The following is a 16,216-nucleotide window of genomic DNA, read 5'->3' as shown; positions in this document are numbered from 1 at the left end:
CTCCTCACGCCGCCCGCAGCAGTGCCGGCACTCGGATGCACGCCTGCTGATAGATCTCCTCGTAGCGGTCGATCGTCGCCGCGAGACTGTGATGGGCCACGATCTCTCTGCTGTGCCGGCCCATCCGGCGGCAGAGCTCCGGATCGGTGATCAACGCCGACAGCCGCATCGCCAGCTCGCCGACGTCACCCGGGGAGTACAGCCAGCCGTTGTGGCCGGAGTGCACCAGGTGCGGCAGCGCCATCGCGTCGGCGGCTACGACCGGCTTTCCCGCAGACATCGCTTCCAGCGTCACGATGCTCTGCAGTTCCGCGATGCCCGGCATGCAGAACACCGACGCCCGTCCGTAGGCCGCCAACAGATCGGCATCGCTGACCCTGCCGCGGAAGACCACCCGGTCGTCGACGCCAAGGTCAACAGCAACCCGCTCCAGCATCGGCCGTTGGTCACCGTCGCCGACGATCTCCAGCTGAGCACCGACGGTCCGCGGCAGCCTCGCGTACGCTCTGATCAATTCGTCGACCCGCTTCTCCGGATCCAGTCGGCCGACGAACAAGATCGTCGGCCGGCCAGCTGGTGATGCGGCAACCTGCTCAGCGGCCTGCCAGTACCGATCGGAGTCGATCCCGTTGGACACCGGCTCGGCCCGTAGCCCGGTCGCGTCCTGCAACAGCTGGACGGCCCGTTGGGTTGGGGCGGTGATCAGCTCCGCCTGTCCGAAGACCGATGCCAGATCGCGCCAGGCGAAGCGGCCGACGTACGGCTTGATCCAGTTCGGGAACGGCGTGTAACCCAGCACGTTCTCGGGCATGAAGTGATTGGTCGCCACGTAGGGAGTGTCCGCTCGCCGCGCGGCCCGGGCCATTCCCCGGCCGATCACCAGGTGCGACTGGATGTGCACAACGTCGGGATGCAGCCGGGCGATCAGCCGCTCCGATTCGGGCGTCGCCAGCCACGGTGCGGCGAATCGGAGGCTCCGGTGGAACGGGTAGCGCAGGGACTTGATCCGATGCACGACAACCGATCCGTCGTACTCGGTGACCTGCGGACCGGTCGTCGAAGCGGAGAGGACGTGCACTTGATGGCCGCGGGCTGCCAACCCGCGGGCGAGCCGCCGGGAGAAGGTGGCCAGACCGTTGATGTCGGGCGGATAGGTATCTGCGCCGATCAGGACCTTCATCGCATGAACCTCACTGTCGATCTTCCCTTCACCACACTCGTTCGACGATTCGCTCCGACCGACCGCGGCCCTCCGCGACGGCCTCCGGATCGGCGCGATTGCGCAGCGCCACCTCCGGATGGGTCTTGGCCAGCGCCACGACACCGACGGCAGCCAGCAGACCGAAAGTGATCATGACCATCAACATCGTCGGCGACAGCCGGGCGCCTTCACCGAGCACCACGAGACCGACGATCACGGCGATCATCGGGTCCACGACCGTCAGGCTGGCCAACACCACCTCCGCCGGCCCACTGGAGTACGCCTGCTGCACCAGCCAGCCACCCAGCGCTCCGCTGATCGCCATCAGGCCCAGCAGCGCCAGCGACGTCAGGTCCAAGAGCCGGCCGGCGTCGGTCCCGATGTGCTGGACCAGGGCCCGCATCAGTGCCGCGACCATCCCGACCCCGAACGCCCCCGCGACGGCGTTCACCAGGCATCGCGACCAGCCCTGCAGGCGGCGGGCGGCGCGCAGGGCCAGCACCATCACGCCGATCACAATCGCCTCCGCGACCAGCAACAGGCTGAGCGGCGCGGCTTGTTCGGCGCCGACGTGGGTCGCGGTCAGCAGGATGAAGCCGCCGATCCCGGCCACGCAGAGCAGGATCGGCACCGCCGTCGTCGCGGACGGGCGTTTCCCGGCCAGCCGGGCGGCCAGCAGCACCGCGATCGGCACCCCGAGGACGCCGATCGGTTGGACCACGGTCACCGGTGCCAGGATCAGGGCAACGACGTGCAGGGTGACGCCGATCGCGGCGAGGCCGACTCCGCCGACCCAACCGGGTTGGGCCGGCAGCGCGATCAGTCCGCGCAGGGTGAGCCGGTGTCCGGCCGTCCGGCGTACGGCTCGCTGCTGGTAGACCGCGGCGGCCGCGAAGCAGGTCGAATCGATCACGGCGAGCGTGATCGCAAGAGCGGTTCCCATGCCATGTCCGATCATCGGGCACCCGGGTAGCTGGTCATGTACAAACCCTGACAGTTCCGACGTGCCACGGCGATCAGGTGAACCACCTTCTGTCCTGTCGGGTTATCCGGAGCAGACCCTGGGTGGAGGTCTGGAGGGACAAGATCCGCCTGCGGTCCGATTGACACCTCATTGGACAGGTTGCGCAGCGCTATCGGCAGTTGCCGCCTGAACGCTTGCTCAGGTCTGCCATGCTGGCCGTTCGGGCCGTACGAGCCCGCGGACCGGATGCCACAGATCGGATGTCGAGCCACCATGAACGCGTCAGCCGACGGACCGCGCGTCGCCGTGATCTGCGACTACAGCCTCAGCTATCTCGGCGGTGCCCAGACCGCGATGCTGCAGGAGGCGTCCGCCCTGGCCGCGGCGGGGGCCGGGGTCCTGCTGCTCTCCCCGTCACCCGACCGGGTCTGGCAGCAGGTGCGGCCGCCCGGTGACATCGAGCACGTGCGCGTCCCCGCTCGGTTCACCCTCCCCGGCCTCGACCTGCCGGTGGTCCCCAACACCCGGCGACTGCGCCGCCGGATCGCCGACCTGCTCCGGGTGCGGCGCATCGAGGTGGTCCACCTGCAATCGGAATTCGGTCTGGCCGCTGCGGCGGCCGCTGCGGCGAAGGAGTTGGGACTGCCCGTCGTGCACACCGTGCACACCTTCTTCTGGCAGGCTCCCGCGGTCGGCCAGGTGGTGATCGCCGCCGGCGTGCGTCGCTTCCACAGCCTGCTCACCCGCCTGCCGGCGACCACCGCGCGGCTTTCGGATCGACCGGCGGACAGTGCGTTGCGCAACATGACGCTCACCCTGGCTCGGCGGGCTGACCTGGTGTTGTCACCGTCGGCGCATCAGGCCCGTCGGTTGCGTGAGGCAGGGGTCGGTCGGGTCGCGGTGCTACCGAACACCGTCACCGAATCCCGGGGGTCGCGGCACTGACGACGATCACGCCACCGCTGAAGATCATCTGGGTCGGCCGATGCGTGCCGGAGAAGCGGATCCTGCCCTTCGTCCGGGCTGCTGTCGGTGCACTGGACCGGACCGGACCGGAACTGATCGACTTCACGGTGATCGGCGACGGCCACCAGTTGGCCGAGGCCCGCTCGATCGCCGGCTCCCGAAGCGGAATCTCGTTCCTCGGCAGGCAGGACCATGATCACGTCAGCGAGTTGTTGGCCGACTCACACTGTGCCGCGCTGACCTCCTACGGCTTCGACAACCAGCCGATGACCGTCGTCGAGGCGGTGATGGCGCTGCGCGGAGTGATCTATTGCGACCCGGCCCTCCGCGAGGGCCTCGACGGACCGGGCATTCAGGTCCCTGCTGAGGAGTCCGCCCTGGCCGACGCCTTGATCGAACTCGCCACCGATCCACAGCCGGTGATCACCGCATCGCGGGCCGCGGTCACCGCCCGCGCCGTGTTCGGTCCGCAGCATCATGCCGCGGAGTTGATCAAGCACTACCGCCGGGCGACGGCCCACGCCGGCGGAACAGGAACTCGGTGATCGCGGCCGCCGCCGGCTCCGGCCGTTCGTAGTGGATGAGATGCCCGACATCGGCCAGCACCAGCAGCCGACTGTCACCGATCCGTTCGGCGAGCCGCTGGGCAGCCGGCAACGGGACGATGTCGTCATGGTCGCCGGCGATCAGGAGCGTGGGAACCCCGATCCGGTCGGCGTACTCACCGATGTGATGGGACACCGACGCCCGGAAGGCTTCCAGGACGACCCGGCGGTCGGCGAACGACGAGAAGTACCGACGATGTTGATCATGGATCCAGATACGCAATGCCGGGTCGTCGGTGGTGGCCATCACCTCGCTGAGGGCGCGGACGATCGCCCTGCTGGTGAGTAGCGGCCCGCCGATCCGCTCCGGCAACAGCGCACCCGCCCGGTAATAGCCGACCGCGATCTTGGACAGGACGGCCCGCGGACCCTGCAGAGCGGGTGCCGCGATCGGGTTGATCAGCACCAACTCGTCGGGTGACAGTCCTTCGGCCACCGCGGCGGCGCTGATCACCGAGCCGAACGAGTGACCGATGATCACCAGCCGGTCGGCGTCGCCGGCCACCTGCCGGCAGAAGTCGTGCAGCCAGGCGGCATAGGAAGCCACATCGTGTGCGCGGTCCTCGAACGGCGGCGAACTGCCGAACCCGGGCAGATCCGGAGTGACCACCCGACAACCGTCCAGGCGGCTGGTGATCGGCAACAGACCGTGATGGTCTCCGCGGAAGCCGTGCACGGCAACGACCGTGGTGCGCGCATCGGCGTCACCCCACACCCAGTAGCGGGTGCCCACGTCGTCGACGGTTCGCTCAGCGGGCCCGATCGGCGAGACAGCGGCCCGTCCGGTGGCCGGAATCGGATCGGGGCTGCTGGGTCGGAACGTTGCCGGATCACGACGGCCCTTGAAGGTCATACGTTGACGATAGCCGGGCGGTTGACCGGCCCGGCTACTCTCGAAGAACGATGAGCTGGGCAGGACCGAACCGACCGCAACCGTACGGCAATCCCTCCTACGGTCGGTCACCGATGCGCCGCGGTGACGCGTCGCGGATGAATCCGTTCGCGGCGGGACTGCTGATCGTCGGGCTGCTCGCCCTCATGTGGCTGCTGGAGTTCTACGACCAGGCCACCAGCAACTCCCTCGACCGGTACGGCATCCACGCCCGGGAGTTGGACGGGCTGCCGGAGATCTTCAGCGCACCCTTCCTGCACGGCGGATTCGCCCACCTGCAGGGCAACTCGGTGCCGTTCCTCGTACTCGGTTTCCTCACCGCCCTGGGCGGTTTCGCCCGCTGGCTGAAGGTGTCGTTGATCTGTGTGATCAGTTCCGGGCTGGTCGCCTGGTTCCTGACCCCGCCGAACACGATCGTGCTCGGGGCCAGTGGGTTGATCATGGGCTGGCTGACCTATGTGATCACCCGCGGGTTCTTCGATCGCAAGCCGGGACGGATCGCTCTCGGGCTGGTGGTGCTGTTCTTCTACGGCGGGCTGATCTGGGGCGTCCTGCCCAGCCAGCAGGGCATCTCCTGGCAGGCCCATCTGGGTGGTGCGATCGGCGGTGTGGTCGCCGCCCGGGCGTTGCACGGGGGACGTGCCGTCGGCTGATCCGCTCGGTCGGTCAGGGTTCGTCGGCGGGCTCCAGGTCTGCCCGGAAGTCGGTGTGCTCGATCGCGCCAGGATCGGTGCCGCGCCAACGGGCGACGATCTTCATCAGGTGGTAGATCACCACTGCGGCGATGCTGCCCAGCGCGATGCCGCCGATCGTCACCTGGCCCTGGTGGAACGTCAGGTCGGTGATGCCGATGATCAGCGCCACCGCAGCGGTGAGTTGGTTGGCGGGGCGGGCGAAGTCCACCTTGTTGTCGATCCAGATCTTCACCCCGATGATGCCGATCAGCCCGTACAGGGCGGTCGTCACGCCGCCGAGCACTCCGGCCGGGATGGTGTTGATCGCCGCGCCGATCTTGGGCGACAGGCCGAGCAGGATCGCGACGATCGCGGCGACCCAGTAGGCCGCGGTGGAATACACCCGGGTGGCGGCCATCACGCCGATGTTCTCGCCGTAGGTGGTGGTGCCCGAACCGCCACCGGCACCGGCGATCATGGTGGACAGCCCGTCGGCGATCAGCGCGCGCCCGGTCAGCCGATTGACGCTCGGGTCGGTCATCTGCGCAACACCACGGACGTGGCCGACGTTCTCGGCGACGAGCGCCAGCACGATCGGCAGGAACGCCGGGAGGATGCCGAACAGTTGTGGGTGGGTGAACGGGTTGGTCGGTGCTGTGAAGTTCGGCAGCCCGATCCAGGCAGCGTCGGCGACGGTGCGGAAATCGACGTCGCCGGCGATCACTGCGGCAACGTACCCGATCACCACGCCGACGAAGATGGACAGCCGACCGAGCAGCCCGCGGAACACCACGGCGCACAAGATGACTGCCAACAAGGTGATCACGGCGATCACCGGCTGTTTGACGAAGTTGCTCTTCGCCGCACCGGCCAGGTTCAGGCCGATCAACGCGACGATCGCGCCGGCGACGACCGGCGGCATCAACACCTCGAGCCAGCCCGTACCGGTCAACTGGACGATCAGGCCGATGATCAGCAGCAACAGTCCGACGGCGATGATGCCGACCAGCACTCCGGCACGGCCGTGGGCAGCGGTCAGCGCGGTGATCGGAGCGATGAACGCGAACGAGGAGCCCAGATAGCTCGGCAACCGGTTGCCGGTGATGATCAAGAACAGCAGAGTGCCGATGCCGGAGAAGAAGAGCGTGGTGCTCGGCGGAAAACCGGTCAGTACCGGTACCAGGAACGTGGCACCGAACATCGCCACCACGTGCTGGGCACCGATGCCGACGGTACGCGGCCAGCTGAGCCTTTCGTACGGAGCGACGATCTGGTCGGCGGCGACGCTGCGACCGTCTCCCTTCACGGTCCAGGTCAACGGCATGGTCCCTCCCGGGGATTACTCAGGTCGACGGCTGCCGCAGATGGTAGCGGCCGCGCCCCCTCACGCCCTTCCTCGGTTGGCCGTGCCAGGCAGCGGCGACCACGCCGCGGACCAGGAACGCCTCGGCCAGCAGATAGCTGAGCATGATCAGGAAGTCCATCAGGTCGGCGGCCGGCAGCCGGTAGAACCGGTGCATCCCCAACAGGGTGTCGCTGAAGACGAAGCACAATCCACCGATCATGCCCCACCGATTCAGTCCGCTGGCCAGGATCGCCATCGTGACCAGGCTCGCCCCGTAGACCACCACCGGAATGGCCAGCTCATCGGCCCGGCGGATCAGAACCGCGGTCAGAATCACCAGCAGCAGCGCGTAGCCGAGCACGGCCACCGGTCTGCGAAGCAGGCTCCGCTGCCGATACGACCAGAACGCACCGATGAAGAACCACTGCGCGATCAGGAACAGCATGATCTTGACCATGAAACCGAACTCGCCCAGGCTGTCGCCCAGCCAGGAGAACAGCAGCCCGCCGACCAGCAGCACGACGGTCCGGGTGATCGGCGGCCGGGCAGCGAAGAGGGCGCAGGCCAGGAGCGGCAAGGCAAGCATCCGGAAGACGTCGGCGGCCCGATCCCAGCCGACGGCTTCGGAGATCAGATCGAGCAGCGAGCAGAGCACGAACGCAGCGATGAACACCCACAGCAGCGGTCGGCGTGCGCCGACCCGGCGGTCGCGGGCCGGCGGGGAGCAGGCTGCGTTCGGCGTGATCATGGCGCCAGCGTACGGGCAACCTGGGACAATCCGGCCGTCTGCATTTCGTACTGCTGCAAGGAATGAGAGGATGAGACATGGCGAGTGAAGAAGTCACAACTCCGGGCCGTTCAGGGGGAGCTCTTGTCCTGCCGTACGGTGGCAAGTCCCCGACGATCGATCCTTCCGCGTGGCTGGCGCCGAACGCCACCGTCATCGGCGACGCGACGTTGGCGGAGGAATCCTCGGTCTACTACGGCGCCGTGGTCCGCGCCGACATGGCCGAGGTCCGGCTCGGCAACGGCAGCAACCTGCAGGACAACGTCGTGGTGCACACCGACTTCGGGCATCCGAGCCTGATCGGCAACGGGGTCAGCGTCCGCCACCTGGCTGTGATCCACGGCTGCACCATCGCCGACAACGTCCTGATCGGTATGGGCGCCACGGTGCTCAACGGCGCGCAGATCGGCACCGGGTCGCTGGTCGCAGCCGGCACCGTGATCCTGGAGGGCACAGTGATCCCGCCACGGTCGCTGGTGGCCGGTGTACCGGGCAAGGTGCGCCGCGAGCTGTCCGACGCGGAGGTCGACAAGGTGATCACCAACGCCCGGCACTACCGGGATCTCACCGCCTCCCACCGCCGGCTGAACCCCGGTGCGGACCGGTGATCATGAACGGTCTTCCCGAACGCAGCCGGATCGTGCAGGCAGCGCTGGCCGACGCGGGAGTCCGTGCAGAGATCAGGGTGTTGCCGGATTCGGCGCGGACCGCAGCCCTGGCCGCGGCGACGCTGGGCTGTCAGGTGGGCGCGATCGCCAACAGTCTGGTCTTCATCGGCGTCGCCGCCGACGGCGGCCGGACGCCGCTGCTGATCATGACCAGCGGTCGGCACCGGGTGGACACCGATGCCTTGGCCGGACGCCTCGGGCTGGCCGGGATCGTTCGCGCCACGCCTGATCAGGTGCGGGCCAGTACCGGACAGGCCATCGGCGGCGTTGCGCCGGTCGGACATCCCGAGCCGCTGGAAACGATCATCGACGTTACCCTCGCCGGCTACCACCCGTTGTGGGTCGCCGGTGGGACGCCCCACACGATCCTGCCGCTGAGCTATGCCGAGCTGGTCAGGATCACCTCGGGGCGCGAGGAACAGGTCGGCGACTGATCGCCGACCCCGTCAGGGCTTGCCCAGTGTCCGGGCGAGCTCGGCGGCGCGCCGATGCCCCTCCCGGAGCTCCTCGGCTGCGCGACCGGCCTCGACTGCCAGTCCCGGCACGACGTCGCTGAGCGTGCGGCTGACCTTGATCACCGAAACGTCCATGCCGAGTGCGTCGCCCAGGATGATCTGCAGCGGCGGGACGGTGTGGTCCCAGTCGGCGTTCGCGCTGCCCGGGTCGTAGATGCCACCTCGGCTGCTGATGATCACTGCGGGCCTTCCGGCCATCGGTTGGCTGTCGTCAACGAAGGGGGTGGTCACGCCAGGCACGTGGACGTAGTCCAGCCACACCTTGAGCACCGACGGCAGCGAGTAGTTGTACATCGGGGCGCCGATCAGCACGGCGTCGACGGAGATCAACTCGTCGATGATCTGCTGCTGCAGCGCCTCCGCCTCTGCCGGAGGATTCGCTCCGGGACGACGCAATCTCGCCGGCCAGTGCAGCGCGGCGTCGGCCAGGTGCGGCAGCGGGTCGGCGTGCAGATCGCGTCGGATGATCCGGTGATCGTCACCGAGTCCGGTCCAGGTGTCGGCGAAGGTGGCGGTAACGGCGCGGGACACCGAGCCGGTGGCGTCGGCGGAGGAGTCCAGCTGGAGCAGCGTTGGCATAATCACAAGCTATCGGGCCGCGGGAGTGGAACGATCGCGGGATGAGCACCGCGGATCGACGTGACCTCGCCCTGTCTTTCAACCGATCGGCCGCCGGCTATCAGAACGCCCGGCCTGATTATCCCGACGAGCTGTACACCGATCTGATCCGGACGACCGGGCTGCGGCCTGGTGACCGGTCGGTGGAGATCGGCTGCGGCCCGGGGAAGGCGACCGTGGCGATGGCCCGTCGCGGTCTCAGAATCACCGCTCTCGAGCCCGGACCGGAACTTGCCGAACAGGCGCGGATCAATCTGGCCGGTACCGACGCCGAGGTGATCACCACGACCTTCGAGGACTGGCAACCGGACCGGACCGGCGACTATGCATTGGCGTACGCCGCGACCGCCTGGCACTGGCTGGATCCCGAGGTCCGGTGGTCCAAGGTGGCTTCCGTGGTCGCCGATGGCGGTCATCTGGCGGTCTTCGGCGCGGGTCATGCCTTCCCGGAGGGCTTCGACCCGTTCTTCACCGAGATCCAGCAGACCTACGAGGACCTCGGTGAGCGTGTCGAGGGCTGGCCGCCGCCGACGCCTGATCAACTGCCCGACCCGTCGCCCGAGTATCAAGCTGCCGGTTATGTCGTTGATGACGTACGGCGCTACGTCTGGTCGCTGACCTATGACGCGGAGTCCTACATCGCCCTGCTGAGGACCTTCTCCGGACACATCCTGATGCCGGTCGATAAGCGGCAGCGGCTCTTCGCCCGGATCCGGCGGCTGCTCGCGGAGCGGCCGGACGGGCTGCTCACCCGGCACTGGGTGTCGACGCTGGTGATCTGTCATCCGGCCTGACCGGACGGCTACCCGTCAGCTGCCGAGAATCCTGTCCAGATGGGGATTGGCGAACACCCGATTCGGGTCGAGTCGATCACGGGCCGCCAGGAAGTCGTCGAACCGTGGATACTTCTCGCGCAGCTGCCCGGCGGTCAGCGTGTGCAGTTTGCCCCAGTGCGGCCGGCCGTCGTGATCAAGCAGGATCTCCTCGACGGCATCGAAGAACCGTTCGGTGTCGCGGTCGCGGTGATAGCGGTGCACAGCGATGTAACCGGTGAGCCGATCATGGGCCGTCGACAACCAGAGTTGATCGGCAGCGGCTGACCGGACCTCGACCGGGAAGGACACCCGCAGGTTCCTGTCCTTGATCATCCGGTCGATGGCGCGCAGTGCTGCGGGCACTGCTGCGCGGGGCAGGGCGTACTCCATCTCCCGGAAGCGGACGGTCCGCCGTGTGGTGAAGACCCGGTGTGAACGGTCGGTGAAGGACCGGTTGCCGGTGGCCCGCACCGCCAGCCGGTTGACCGCCGGCGTCAGTCTGGGAACCCTGGCTTCCACGGCGCACAGCCCGCGGTAGAGCTCGTTGGACACCAGGGTGTCGTCGACGAACCGGCTCAACCTGCCCCGTGGCGCCAGCGCCGTGTCGGCCGGCAGCCTGGTGTTGGTCTTGGTCAGTGCTGTCGCCGTGTGCGGGAACCAGTAGAACTCGAAGTGATCGGCGTGGTCGCAGCGTTGCTCGAAGTCGGCCAGCACAGCTTCCAACGGCTCGGGACGTTCGCTCGCGGCGAGCGCGAAGGCCGGCACGCATCGCAGGGTCACCGATACCAGGACGCCGAGCGCGCCAAGGCCGATCCGTACCGCATCGAGCAGGTCGGCGTTCTGCTCCTCCGAAACGGTGATCAACTCTCCCGTGCCGGTGATCAACTGCACGGCCGCGACCTGGGTAGCCAGGCCGCCGAACCGGCTGCCGGTGCCGTGGGTTCCCGTGGAGACCGCACCACCGAGGGTCTGGCGGTCGATGTCGCCGAGGTTGGGCATCGCCAACCCGTAGTAGCCGATCAGCGCCGGGACGTCGGCGAGTCGGGTGCCCGCACCCAGAGTGACAAGTCCTTGATCAACATCAGCGCTCAGCAATCCATGGAACCGGTCGGTGCGCAGCTGGACCCCGGCGGTGACGGCGATCGAGGTGAACGAGTGGCCGGCGCCGAGCGGTTTGAGGGTGATACCGCGGTCGGCGGCCTCCCGGACGAGCGCCTGGATGTCCGAGGCGTGCGAGGGTTCCTCGACCCGCTCGGGGGTCGCCACCTCCGTACGGCCCCAGGTGCGCCACACCGTGTCCGACCGACTCACCGCCACTCCTTTCTGCCCACTCCCCTGCGCCGGACCCGCCGTCCCCGATCGCGGCGCGCCAGGCGATCCAGCTGCCTGGAGCACCGCAACCTCGAGACTCGAGCCTACGCACCCGTTCCGTGAGGTTCCGGGCCCAACCATCAAACCTTGAGCGCGTTGCGTGACTCGCAGGACTTGACGCGATGGGTGAGCCACCGAGGTTCGCAGGAGTCGGTACCGTTCGTGGCGTGTCGGCATTCCTCGGTGTCACCCGAACCACCCGATCTCCGGCTGCGTACGTCTCCGAACACGGCCGGATCCGGCAGGAGTTCTCTCATCTGACCCAGGACTCCGGCAATGTCTCCTGGATCGTCGACACCGCCGACGGACCGCTCTTCGTCAAGACGGCCGGCGCCGACGCCCCTCCGCCACCGGGTGCCGCCACACCGTATTTCGATCATGCGGGTCGGGTCCGGCTGTTGCGGAACGCAGTCCAGCTGGCTCGGTCCTGTGATCATCCGGCGCTGCCCCGGCTACGCAACGTGATCGAATCCCCGGACGGCCCGATGCTGGTCTTCGATGCGGTACCGGGTGAGTTGATCGGGATCACCACCCGCCCCGGAGTTTCGGCTGCCGCGCTCCGAGCCGACCCGGCTTCTGCCTATCAGCGGTTCGCCCACCTGCCACCGGACCGACAGTTGTCCATCTTCGACACGTTGATCGGTCTGCACCGGGCGTTGGCCGATGTCGGGTGGATCGCCGGTGATCTCTACGACGGTTGCCTGGTCGTGGACTTCGACACCACGACGGTGCATGTTGTCGATCTTGACTCCTACCGCCGCGGTCCGAGCCGCAACGATATGGGGCGGATGTTCGGTTCGACCCGCTTCATGGCACCCGAGGAGTTCCGGCTCGGCGCACCACTGGACGAACGGACCACCGTCTTCACGCTGGGCCGGCTGGTCTGGCATTTCGCCACCCGGCTCACCGAGCGGGCCGACAGGTTCTGCGGGCCGGACGCTCTGGCGGCCGTCGTCTCCCGCGCGACCCGTGCTGACCCTGGCCACCGCTACCCGAGCGTTGCAGACCTTGCCGACGCATGGTGCGCGGCCAGATCATGATCACCGCATGGGACATGGCAAAGGCCCGGGGCCGGTTGGTCCGGCCTCGGGCCTGCCATGATCATCTGGCATGATCATCGACGCCTGGGCTTTGTGGTCGATCTACCGGTCACCACCGGTCAGGACCGGCCGGCGGCCAATCAGAGGCCGAGACCCAGACCAGCCAGGATCCGGTTCAGCAGAGCCGAGATGCCCTGCACCGGTCCGTTGTTGTCCAGCAATCCGGCCACCGCACACAGCAGGTTGCCCAGCAGGTTGCCGGCACCCGGAACCGCGGTGATGTCAAGGTTCACCTGGTCCAGGTCGATGACCAGGCCGAGCAGATCCAGGTGCAGCGGGCCGAGATTCAGCGTCAACACGTTGCACGCGTCGTTCACGGCCAGGTCGTTGACGTTCCCCACCTCGGTGGTGAACGGCGTACCGCCGGCCGGGATACCGGTGCCGGTGATCGTCCCGGTCAGGGTAAGCACGCCGTCGACGACCTTGCTGCGCAGGTTGCTGATCGCGCCGGTGAACGCGGTGCCGTCGGCGAGTGTGCCGGTCACTGGCTGAGTGGTGCTGGCCACCTTGTGTGCGGCCGGCTTCGTGGGTGTCGGCGCTGCTTCGGCGATGGTGGCCGGCATGATGGCGACCGTCCCGGCGAGGACCGAGGTAGCGGCCGCACCGATCAACTTGTTCCGCAAAGACATGATTACTCCGTTTCTGGCGGGCTGGCGGCCGCGACTTTCGCGACCTCCGAGGCCACAGATCTGAAACCTTCACCACCATCCGTGCCCGTTGCTCCGGGTAGTGAAACCGGCCCCATCCGTCGCCTTTACCGGCCGCAAACGGCGTCACTTGGAGGCTGCACGCGTACGGCTTTGCGACAGCTGAAGTCCGCCCAACCCTGGGTTCGGGTCCTATTGGTCCAATCTTTGGCCAGGCTTGAGCGTCCAGACGTCACCCGTTGCGACGAGGCTCGGCCGGGTCCTCCTCCGGACCCGACGGTACGGCGATCGTGTCGAGCACGGCGGGCCTGGGCGACGCCGGCGGCAGGCCGCGGAAAATGGACCGGAGAACTGCGGCCACCACCCGCGGGGAGAACATCAGACCGGGCGCACCGACCAGGTGGTAGACCTCCGAGAACGCCGCGGCGCAAGCCGGGTCCCCACCCGCGGCGAGCCGGCTCACGCGGTCGGTCCAACGGCCGAGCAGCCGCTGCACCGCCGTCGGTCGGCCGCTCTCCGGCAGCTGGCGCAGGTCCTCGGAGGTGGCGATGGACCAAGGCAGATCGGTCACCGCCAGCAGCCGGCGTTGCAGCCGGCGGGTGCTGCCGACGTCGCGGACAGAAGTGATCATCTTTCCCAACTGTTCGGCCTGCATGGCAGCGACGGTGATGCCCTGGCCGTAGATCGGGTTGAACGCGCAGAGCGCGTCGCCGACCACGATCACCTCCGTGCGGCCAACTCGCGTCGCGAGCGTACGGAAACCGTCGGTTCCCGGTCTGTCGATAGACGGCCACCTCACCGAGCGGCCGCAGCCGGCTCTCCAGATCGGTCGCAGCAGGATCGGGCATGGCCGAGAGAAAGGCGACGAACTCGTCGGGGTCCCGGGAGGGACGGCGGTCGCCGTAACCGGCGGCCAGTAGAAGCCACTGCCGGTCCTCGATCGGCAGGATCGTGCACCCGACCGGTGACTGCGGCGTCGCGACCATCACCAGACCCGTGTCGAGCGGCGGCTGCTCCGGACCCTGGTAGCGACGGGAGGCGTAGCCCAGCTTGGCCTCGACAGCTTCCGGTTCGCCGACGAGATGGCCGAGGTCGCCGAGCCAGTGCCGCATCCTGGAGCCCCGACCCGAAGCGTCGATGATCACATCGCCGACGACGGTTTCGCCCGCAGTGCCCTGGACCTCCCAGCCGTCGGAGGTCTGTCGCAGCCCGCTCACCCGGAAGCCGTCAGTGAGGTTGATGCCGGGAAGTTCGAGCGTTCGGCGTCGGACGAGGAGTTCCAGCACCGGCCGGCTCACCGAGATGATCTCGTACGACGGCAGATGCGTCGGGGACCAGCCGTACAGGCCCAGCCAGGGCATCCTCCCGGTGTCCAGCCGCAGTCCACCGGCCTCGATGACGTTCTGCTCGAATCCTGGCAGCAGCTTCTCCGCGGTCTGCAGACCGCGATGCAGCAGGATGTGGGGCTGGACCCCTTGCGGAACGCCGGGCCTGGGTTCGGCCCGATCCGAGAGTCGGTCACGCTCCAGGAGGGTGACCTCGAGCCCGGACCTGGCCGTGGCGGCAGCCGCGAACAAACCGGCGAAACTAGCGCCGATGATCACCACGTGGCGGGGAGGATTCGTCATCGGATCCATTCTCCTTTCTACCGGAGACCCTGATCGCCGGCGCGCCGACCAGACGGAAGAAGGTTCGCAGGTCGTTGATCAACAATGCCGGCTGCTGGCGTGCGGCGTAGTGCCCACCGATCGGGTGGCGGTTCCAGGCCAGGATGGCGGAGTGCTCGCGTTCGGCGTAGGCCCGGATGGCCCGGGCGTCGTCGGGGAACTGCGCCAAGCCGAGTGGAACGGTCGTCGGCTCGCCCTGCGCGGCCTCGGCGGCCTCGGCAGCATCGTCGGCATAGATCATCGGTGCCGAGGCGGCGGTGCCGGTGAACCAGTGGGTCGACACATGGGTGAGAACGGCGTCAGGGTCCAGATCGCCCATCACCTGATGGTTCCAGGCCAGCAAGCCGACCGGCGAGTCCGACAGGCCGTATCCCAGAGTCAGCGGCTTGGTGGCATGGACATGGTGATAGCTGCTGAACCCCGACTGCAGCCAGCGCAGGTCGGCCAGCGCCTCCCGGTCCGCTGCCGACAGTTGATCAAGGTCCTCGGGCTCGACCGACGGGACTGCATACCCGACCTCGCCCGGCGGCTTGCTGAACAGCTGGGTGACGTGGACGCCGATGACCCGATCCGGCGCGACCCGACCGAGTTCGGGCGAGATCACCGAGCCCCAGTCGTTGCCCACAGCCCCGTACCGGCGGTAGCCCAGCCGCTCCATCAGCCGTGCCCAGGCCCCGGCGATCCGTCGTGGTCCCCAACCACCGTCGCTTGTCGGGCCGGACCAGCCGAAACCCGGCAGGGACGGGATCACCAGGTGGAAGGCCGGCCCGTCCGGATGACCGAACGCTGCAGGGTCGGTGAGCGGGCCGATGATGTCCAGGAACTCCGCAACACTTCCCGGCCAACCGTGGGTCAGGATCAGCGGGACGGCGTCGGGATCAGCCGACCGGACGTGCAGGAAGTGGATCGTCGCGCCGTCAATGGTGGTGGTGAACTGCGGATAGCGGTTCAGCTCAGCCTCCCAGCGGCGCCAGTCGTACTCGTGTCGCCAGTAGTCGACCAACGCCTTGATCCGGGCCGTCGGCGTGCCGTAGCGTTCCGGCTTCTCCGGCTCGGCCGGCCAGCGAACCGCTGCCAGCCGCCGCTGCAACTCGGCCAGTTCCTCCTCGGGGACAGCGATGGTGAACGGCCGCACTTCGGCTCCGGTGTCGGTCATGGTTCCCTCCCGGTCAGTGATGTCACTGCCTGGACGATCGCCTCGTCGGTGATTCGACAATTCGCCGGGCACGGTCCGGTCGAACTCAGAGGAACACCTGATTCTCGCCCCGGTACGTGGACACCTGGCCGACGATGTCGGGACCGGTCCCGTCCAGCAGCACCAACTCCCGGACGTGTTCGCTCAATTCGCCTGACTTGGTGTGCCGGAACCAGATGCGGTCGC

17 protein-coding genes are annotated in these 16,216 nt (G+C 67.9%); 7 read left to right on the top strand and 10 right to left on the bottom strand.

Annotated elements, in window-relative coordinates:
* Positions 1-4: 4 nt before the first annotated feature.
* Both GJV80_RS01560 and GJV80_RS01555 read right to left on the bottom strand, forming a co-directional pair.
* A complete protein-coding gene (locus tag GJV80_RS01560; RefSeq protein WP_154686412.1) occupies positions 5-1,180 on the bottom strand; it encodes a glycosyltransferase in 1,176 nt (391 codons plus the stop codon).
* 28 nt (positions 1,181-1,208) lie between these two features.
* On the bottom strand, positions 1,209-2,144 hold the full coding sequence (locus tag GJV80_RS01555) for a DMT family transporter (RefSeq protein WP_154686411.1): 936 nt from the start codon (positions 2,142-2,144) through the stop codon (positions 1,209-1,211).
* A 294-nt stretch (positions 2,145-2,438) separates the two neighbouring features.
* Between GJV80_RS01555 and GJV80_RS01550 the strand changes: the two genes are divergently transcribed.
* Both GJV80_RS01550 and GJV80_RS01545 read left to right on the top strand, forming a co-directional pair.
* Positions 2,439-3,110 carry a glycosyltransferase family 4 protein gene (locus tag GJV80_RS01550; protein WP_195909110.1) on the top strand — a complete coding sequence of 224 codons (672 nt, stop codon included), beginning with the start codon at positions 2,439-2,441 and terminating at the stop codon, positions 3,108-3,110.
* Positions 3,089-3,676: a glycosyltransferase gene (locus tag GJV80_RS01545; protein WP_154686409.1), complete on the top strand. Its 588-nt coding sequence runs from the start codon at positions 3,089-3,091 to the stop codon at positions 3,674-3,676. Before GJV80_RS01550 ends, GJV80_RS01545 begins: the two co-directional genes overlap by 22 nt.
* Here the strand turns inward: GJV80_RS01545 and GJV80_RS01540 are convergent.
* Positions 3,624-4,589: an alpha/beta fold hydrolase gene (locus GJV80_RS01540; RefSeq protein ID WP_154686408.1), complete on the bottom strand. Its 966-nt coding sequence runs from the start codon at positions 4,587-4,589 to the stop codon at positions 3,624-3,626. The two genes, GJV80_RS01545 and GJV80_RS01540, sit on opposite strands and share 53 nt — an antisense overlap.
* 50 nt (positions 4,590-4,639) lie before the next feature.
* Here GJV80_RS01540 and GJV80_RS01535 point away from each other — a divergent pair, with 50 nt between their 5' ends.
* Entirely contained in the window at positions 4,640-5,281 is a 642-nt protein-coding gene (locus GJV80_RS01535; protein WP_230208018.1) for a rhomboid family intramembrane serine protease, read from the top strand.
* 13 nt (positions 5,282-5,294) lie between these two features.
* On the opposite strand, the gene GJV80_RS01530 is transcribed toward GJV80_RS01535, so the two are convergent.
* Both GJV80_RS01530 and GJV80_RS01525 read right to left on the bottom strand, forming a co-directional pair.
* A complete protein-coding gene (locus GJV80_RS01530; protein ID WP_154686407.1) occupies positions 5,295-6,626 on the bottom strand; it encodes a uracil-xanthine permease family protein in 1,332 nt (443 codons plus the stop codon).
* A gap of 19 nt (positions 6,627-6,645) precedes the next feature.
* Positions 6,646-7,395 (bottom strand): lysoplasmalogenase, encoded by a 750-nt coding sequence (locus GJV80_RS01525; protein WP_154686406.1) that lies wholly within the window; start codon positions 7,393-7,395, stop codon positions 6,646-6,648.
* Positions 7,396-7,472: 77 nt separating this feature from the next.
* Between GJV80_RS01525 and GJV80_RS01520 the strand changes: the two genes are divergently transcribed.
* Both GJV80_RS01520 and GJV80_RS01515 read left to right on the top strand, forming a co-directional pair.
* Complete coding sequence (locus GJV80_RS01520; RefSeq protein ID WP_154686405.1) at positions 7,473-8,042, top strand: gamma carbonic anhydrase family protein; 570 nt, start codon at positions 7,473-7,475, stop codon at positions 8,040-8,042.
* Between the two features lie 2 nt (positions 8,043-8,044).
* Complete coding sequence (locus tag GJV80_RS01515) at positions 8,045-8,536, top strand: YbaK/EbsC family protein (protein WP_154689938.1); 492 nt, start codon at positions 8,045-8,047, stop codon at positions 8,534-8,536.
* 12 nt (positions 8,537-8,548) lie between these two features.
* Here the strand turns inward: GJV80_RS01515 and GJV80_RS01510 are convergent, their stop codons facing one another.
* Positions 8,549-9,196, bottom strand: coding sequence for an FMN-dependent NADH-azoreductase (locus GJV80_RS01510; RefSeq protein ID WP_154686404.1), 648 nt, complete (start codon positions 9,194-9,196; stop codon positions 8,549-8,551).
* Between the two features lie 41 nt (positions 9,197-9,237).
* On the opposite strand from GJV80_RS01510, the gene GJV80_RS01505 reads away from it, so the two are divergent.
* Complete coding sequence (locus GJV80_RS01505; RefSeq protein ID WP_154686403.1) at positions 9,238-10,029, top strand: methyltransferase domain-containing protein; 792 nt, start codon at positions 9,238-9,240, stop codon at positions 10,027-10,029.
* Between the two features lie 15 nt (positions 10,030-10,044).
* Here GJV80_RS01505 and GJV80_RS01500 read toward each other — a convergent pair whose 3' ends face one another.
* Positions 10,045-11,361, bottom strand: a complete 1,317-nt coding sequence (locus GJV80_RS01500; RefSeq protein ID WP_230208017.1) for a D-arabinono-1,4-lactone oxidase — start codon at positions 11,359-11,361, stop codon at positions 10,045-10,047.
* A gap of 227 nt (positions 11,362-11,588) precedes the next feature.
* Here GJV80_RS01500 and GJV80_RS01495 point away from each other — a divergent pair, with 227 nt between their 5' ends.
* Positions 11,589-12,461 (top strand): hypothetical protein, encoded by an 873-nt coding sequence (locus GJV80_RS01495; protein WP_154686401.1) that lies wholly within the window; start codon positions 11,589-11,591, stop codon positions 12,459-12,461.
* 140 nt (positions 12,462-12,601) lie between these two features.
* On the opposite strand, the gene GJV80_RS01490 is transcribed toward GJV80_RS01495, so the two are convergent.
* From GJV80_RS01490 to GJV80_RS01480, 3 genes are all read right to left on the bottom strand, one after another.
* Positions 12,602-13,150 carry a hypothetical protein gene (locus GJV80_RS01490; protein ID WP_230208016.1) on the bottom strand — a complete coding sequence of 183 codons (549 nt, stop codon included), beginning with the start codon at positions 13,148-13,150 and terminating at the stop codon, positions 12,602-12,604.
* A 250-nt stretch (positions 13,151-13,400) separates the two neighbouring features.
* On the bottom strand, positions 13,401-13,886 hold the full coding sequence (locus tag GJV80_RS01485) for a hypothetical protein (RefSeq protein ID WP_154686400.1): 486 nt from the start codon (positions 13,884-13,886) through the stop codon (positions 13,401-13,403).
* 869 nt (positions 13,887-14,755) lie between these two features.
* A complete protein-coding gene (locus GJV80_RS01480) occupies positions 14,756-15,991 on the bottom strand; it encodes an epoxide hydrolase family protein (RefSeq protein WP_154686399.1) in 1,236 nt (411 codons plus the stop codon).
* Positions 15,992-16,216 lie beyond the last annotated feature (225 nt).

Origin of the sequence: Microlunatus sp. Gsoil 973, from assembly GCF_009707365.1 — a bacterium.
GTDB lineage: Bacteria > Actinomycetota > Actinomycetes > Propionibacteriales > Propionibacteriaceae > Microlunatus.
This window is presented reverse-complemented; position numbering and strand designations above follow the sequence as displayed.

What these genes read in the sequence shown, in the direction of transcription:
- GJV80_RS01560 (WP_154686412.1), bottom strand. Translation starts at nt 1,180, where the DNA reads ATGAAGGTCCTGATCGGCGCAGATACCTATCCGCCCGACATCAACGGT.
- GJV80_RS01555 (WP_154686411.1), bottom strand. Translation starts at nt 2,144, where the DNA reads ATGGGAACCGCTCTTGCGATCACGCTCGCCGTGATCGATTCGACCTGC.
- GJV80_RS01550 (WP_195909110.1), top strand. Translation starts at nt 2,439, where the DNA reads ATGAACGCGTCAGCCGACGGACCGCGCGTCGCCGTGATCTGCGACTAC.
- GJV80_RS01540 (WP_154686408.1), bottom strand. Translation starts at nt 4,589, where the DNA reads ATGACCTTCAAGGGCCGTCGTGATCCGGCAACGTTCCGACCCAGCAGC.
- GJV80_RS01535 (WP_230208018.1), top strand. Translation starts at nt 4,640, where the DNA reads ATGAGCTGGGCAGGACCGAACCGACCGCAACCGTACGGCAATCCCTCC.
- GJV80_RS01530 (WP_154686407.1), bottom strand. Translation starts at nt 6,626, where the DNA reads ATGCCGTTGACCTGGACCGTGAAGGGAGACGGTCGCAGCGTCGCCGCC.
- GJV80_RS01525 (WP_154686406.1), bottom strand. Translation starts at nt 7,395, where the DNA reads ATGATCACGCCGAACGCAGCCTGCTCCCCGCCGGCCCGCGACCGCCGG.
- GJV80_RS01520 (WP_154686405.1), top strand. Translation starts at nt 7,473, where the DNA reads ATGGCGAGTGAAGAAGTCACAACTCCGGGCCGTTCAGGGGGAGCTCTT.
- GJV80_RS01515 (WP_154689938.1), top strand. Translation starts at nt 8,045, where the DNA reads ATGAACGGTCTTCCCGAACGCAGCCGGATCGTGCAGGCAGCGCTGGCC.
- GJV80_RS01510 (WP_154686404.1), bottom strand. Translation starts at nt 9,196, where the DNA reads ATGCCAACGCTGCTCCAGCTGGACTCCTCCGCCGACGCCACCGGCTCG.
- GJV80_RS01505 (WP_154686403.1), top strand. Translation starts at nt 9,238, where the DNA reads ATGAGCACCGCGGATCGACGTGACCTCGCCCTGTCTTTCAACCGATCG.
- GJV80_RS01490 (WP_230208016.1), bottom strand. Translation starts at nt 13,150, where the DNA reads ATGTCTTTGCGGAACAAGTTGATCGGTGCGGCCGCTACCTCGGTCCTC.
- GJV80_RS01480 (WP_154686399.1), bottom strand. Translation starts at nt 15,991, where the DNA reads ATGACCGACACCGGAGCCGAAGTGCGGCCGTTCACCATCGCTGTCCCC.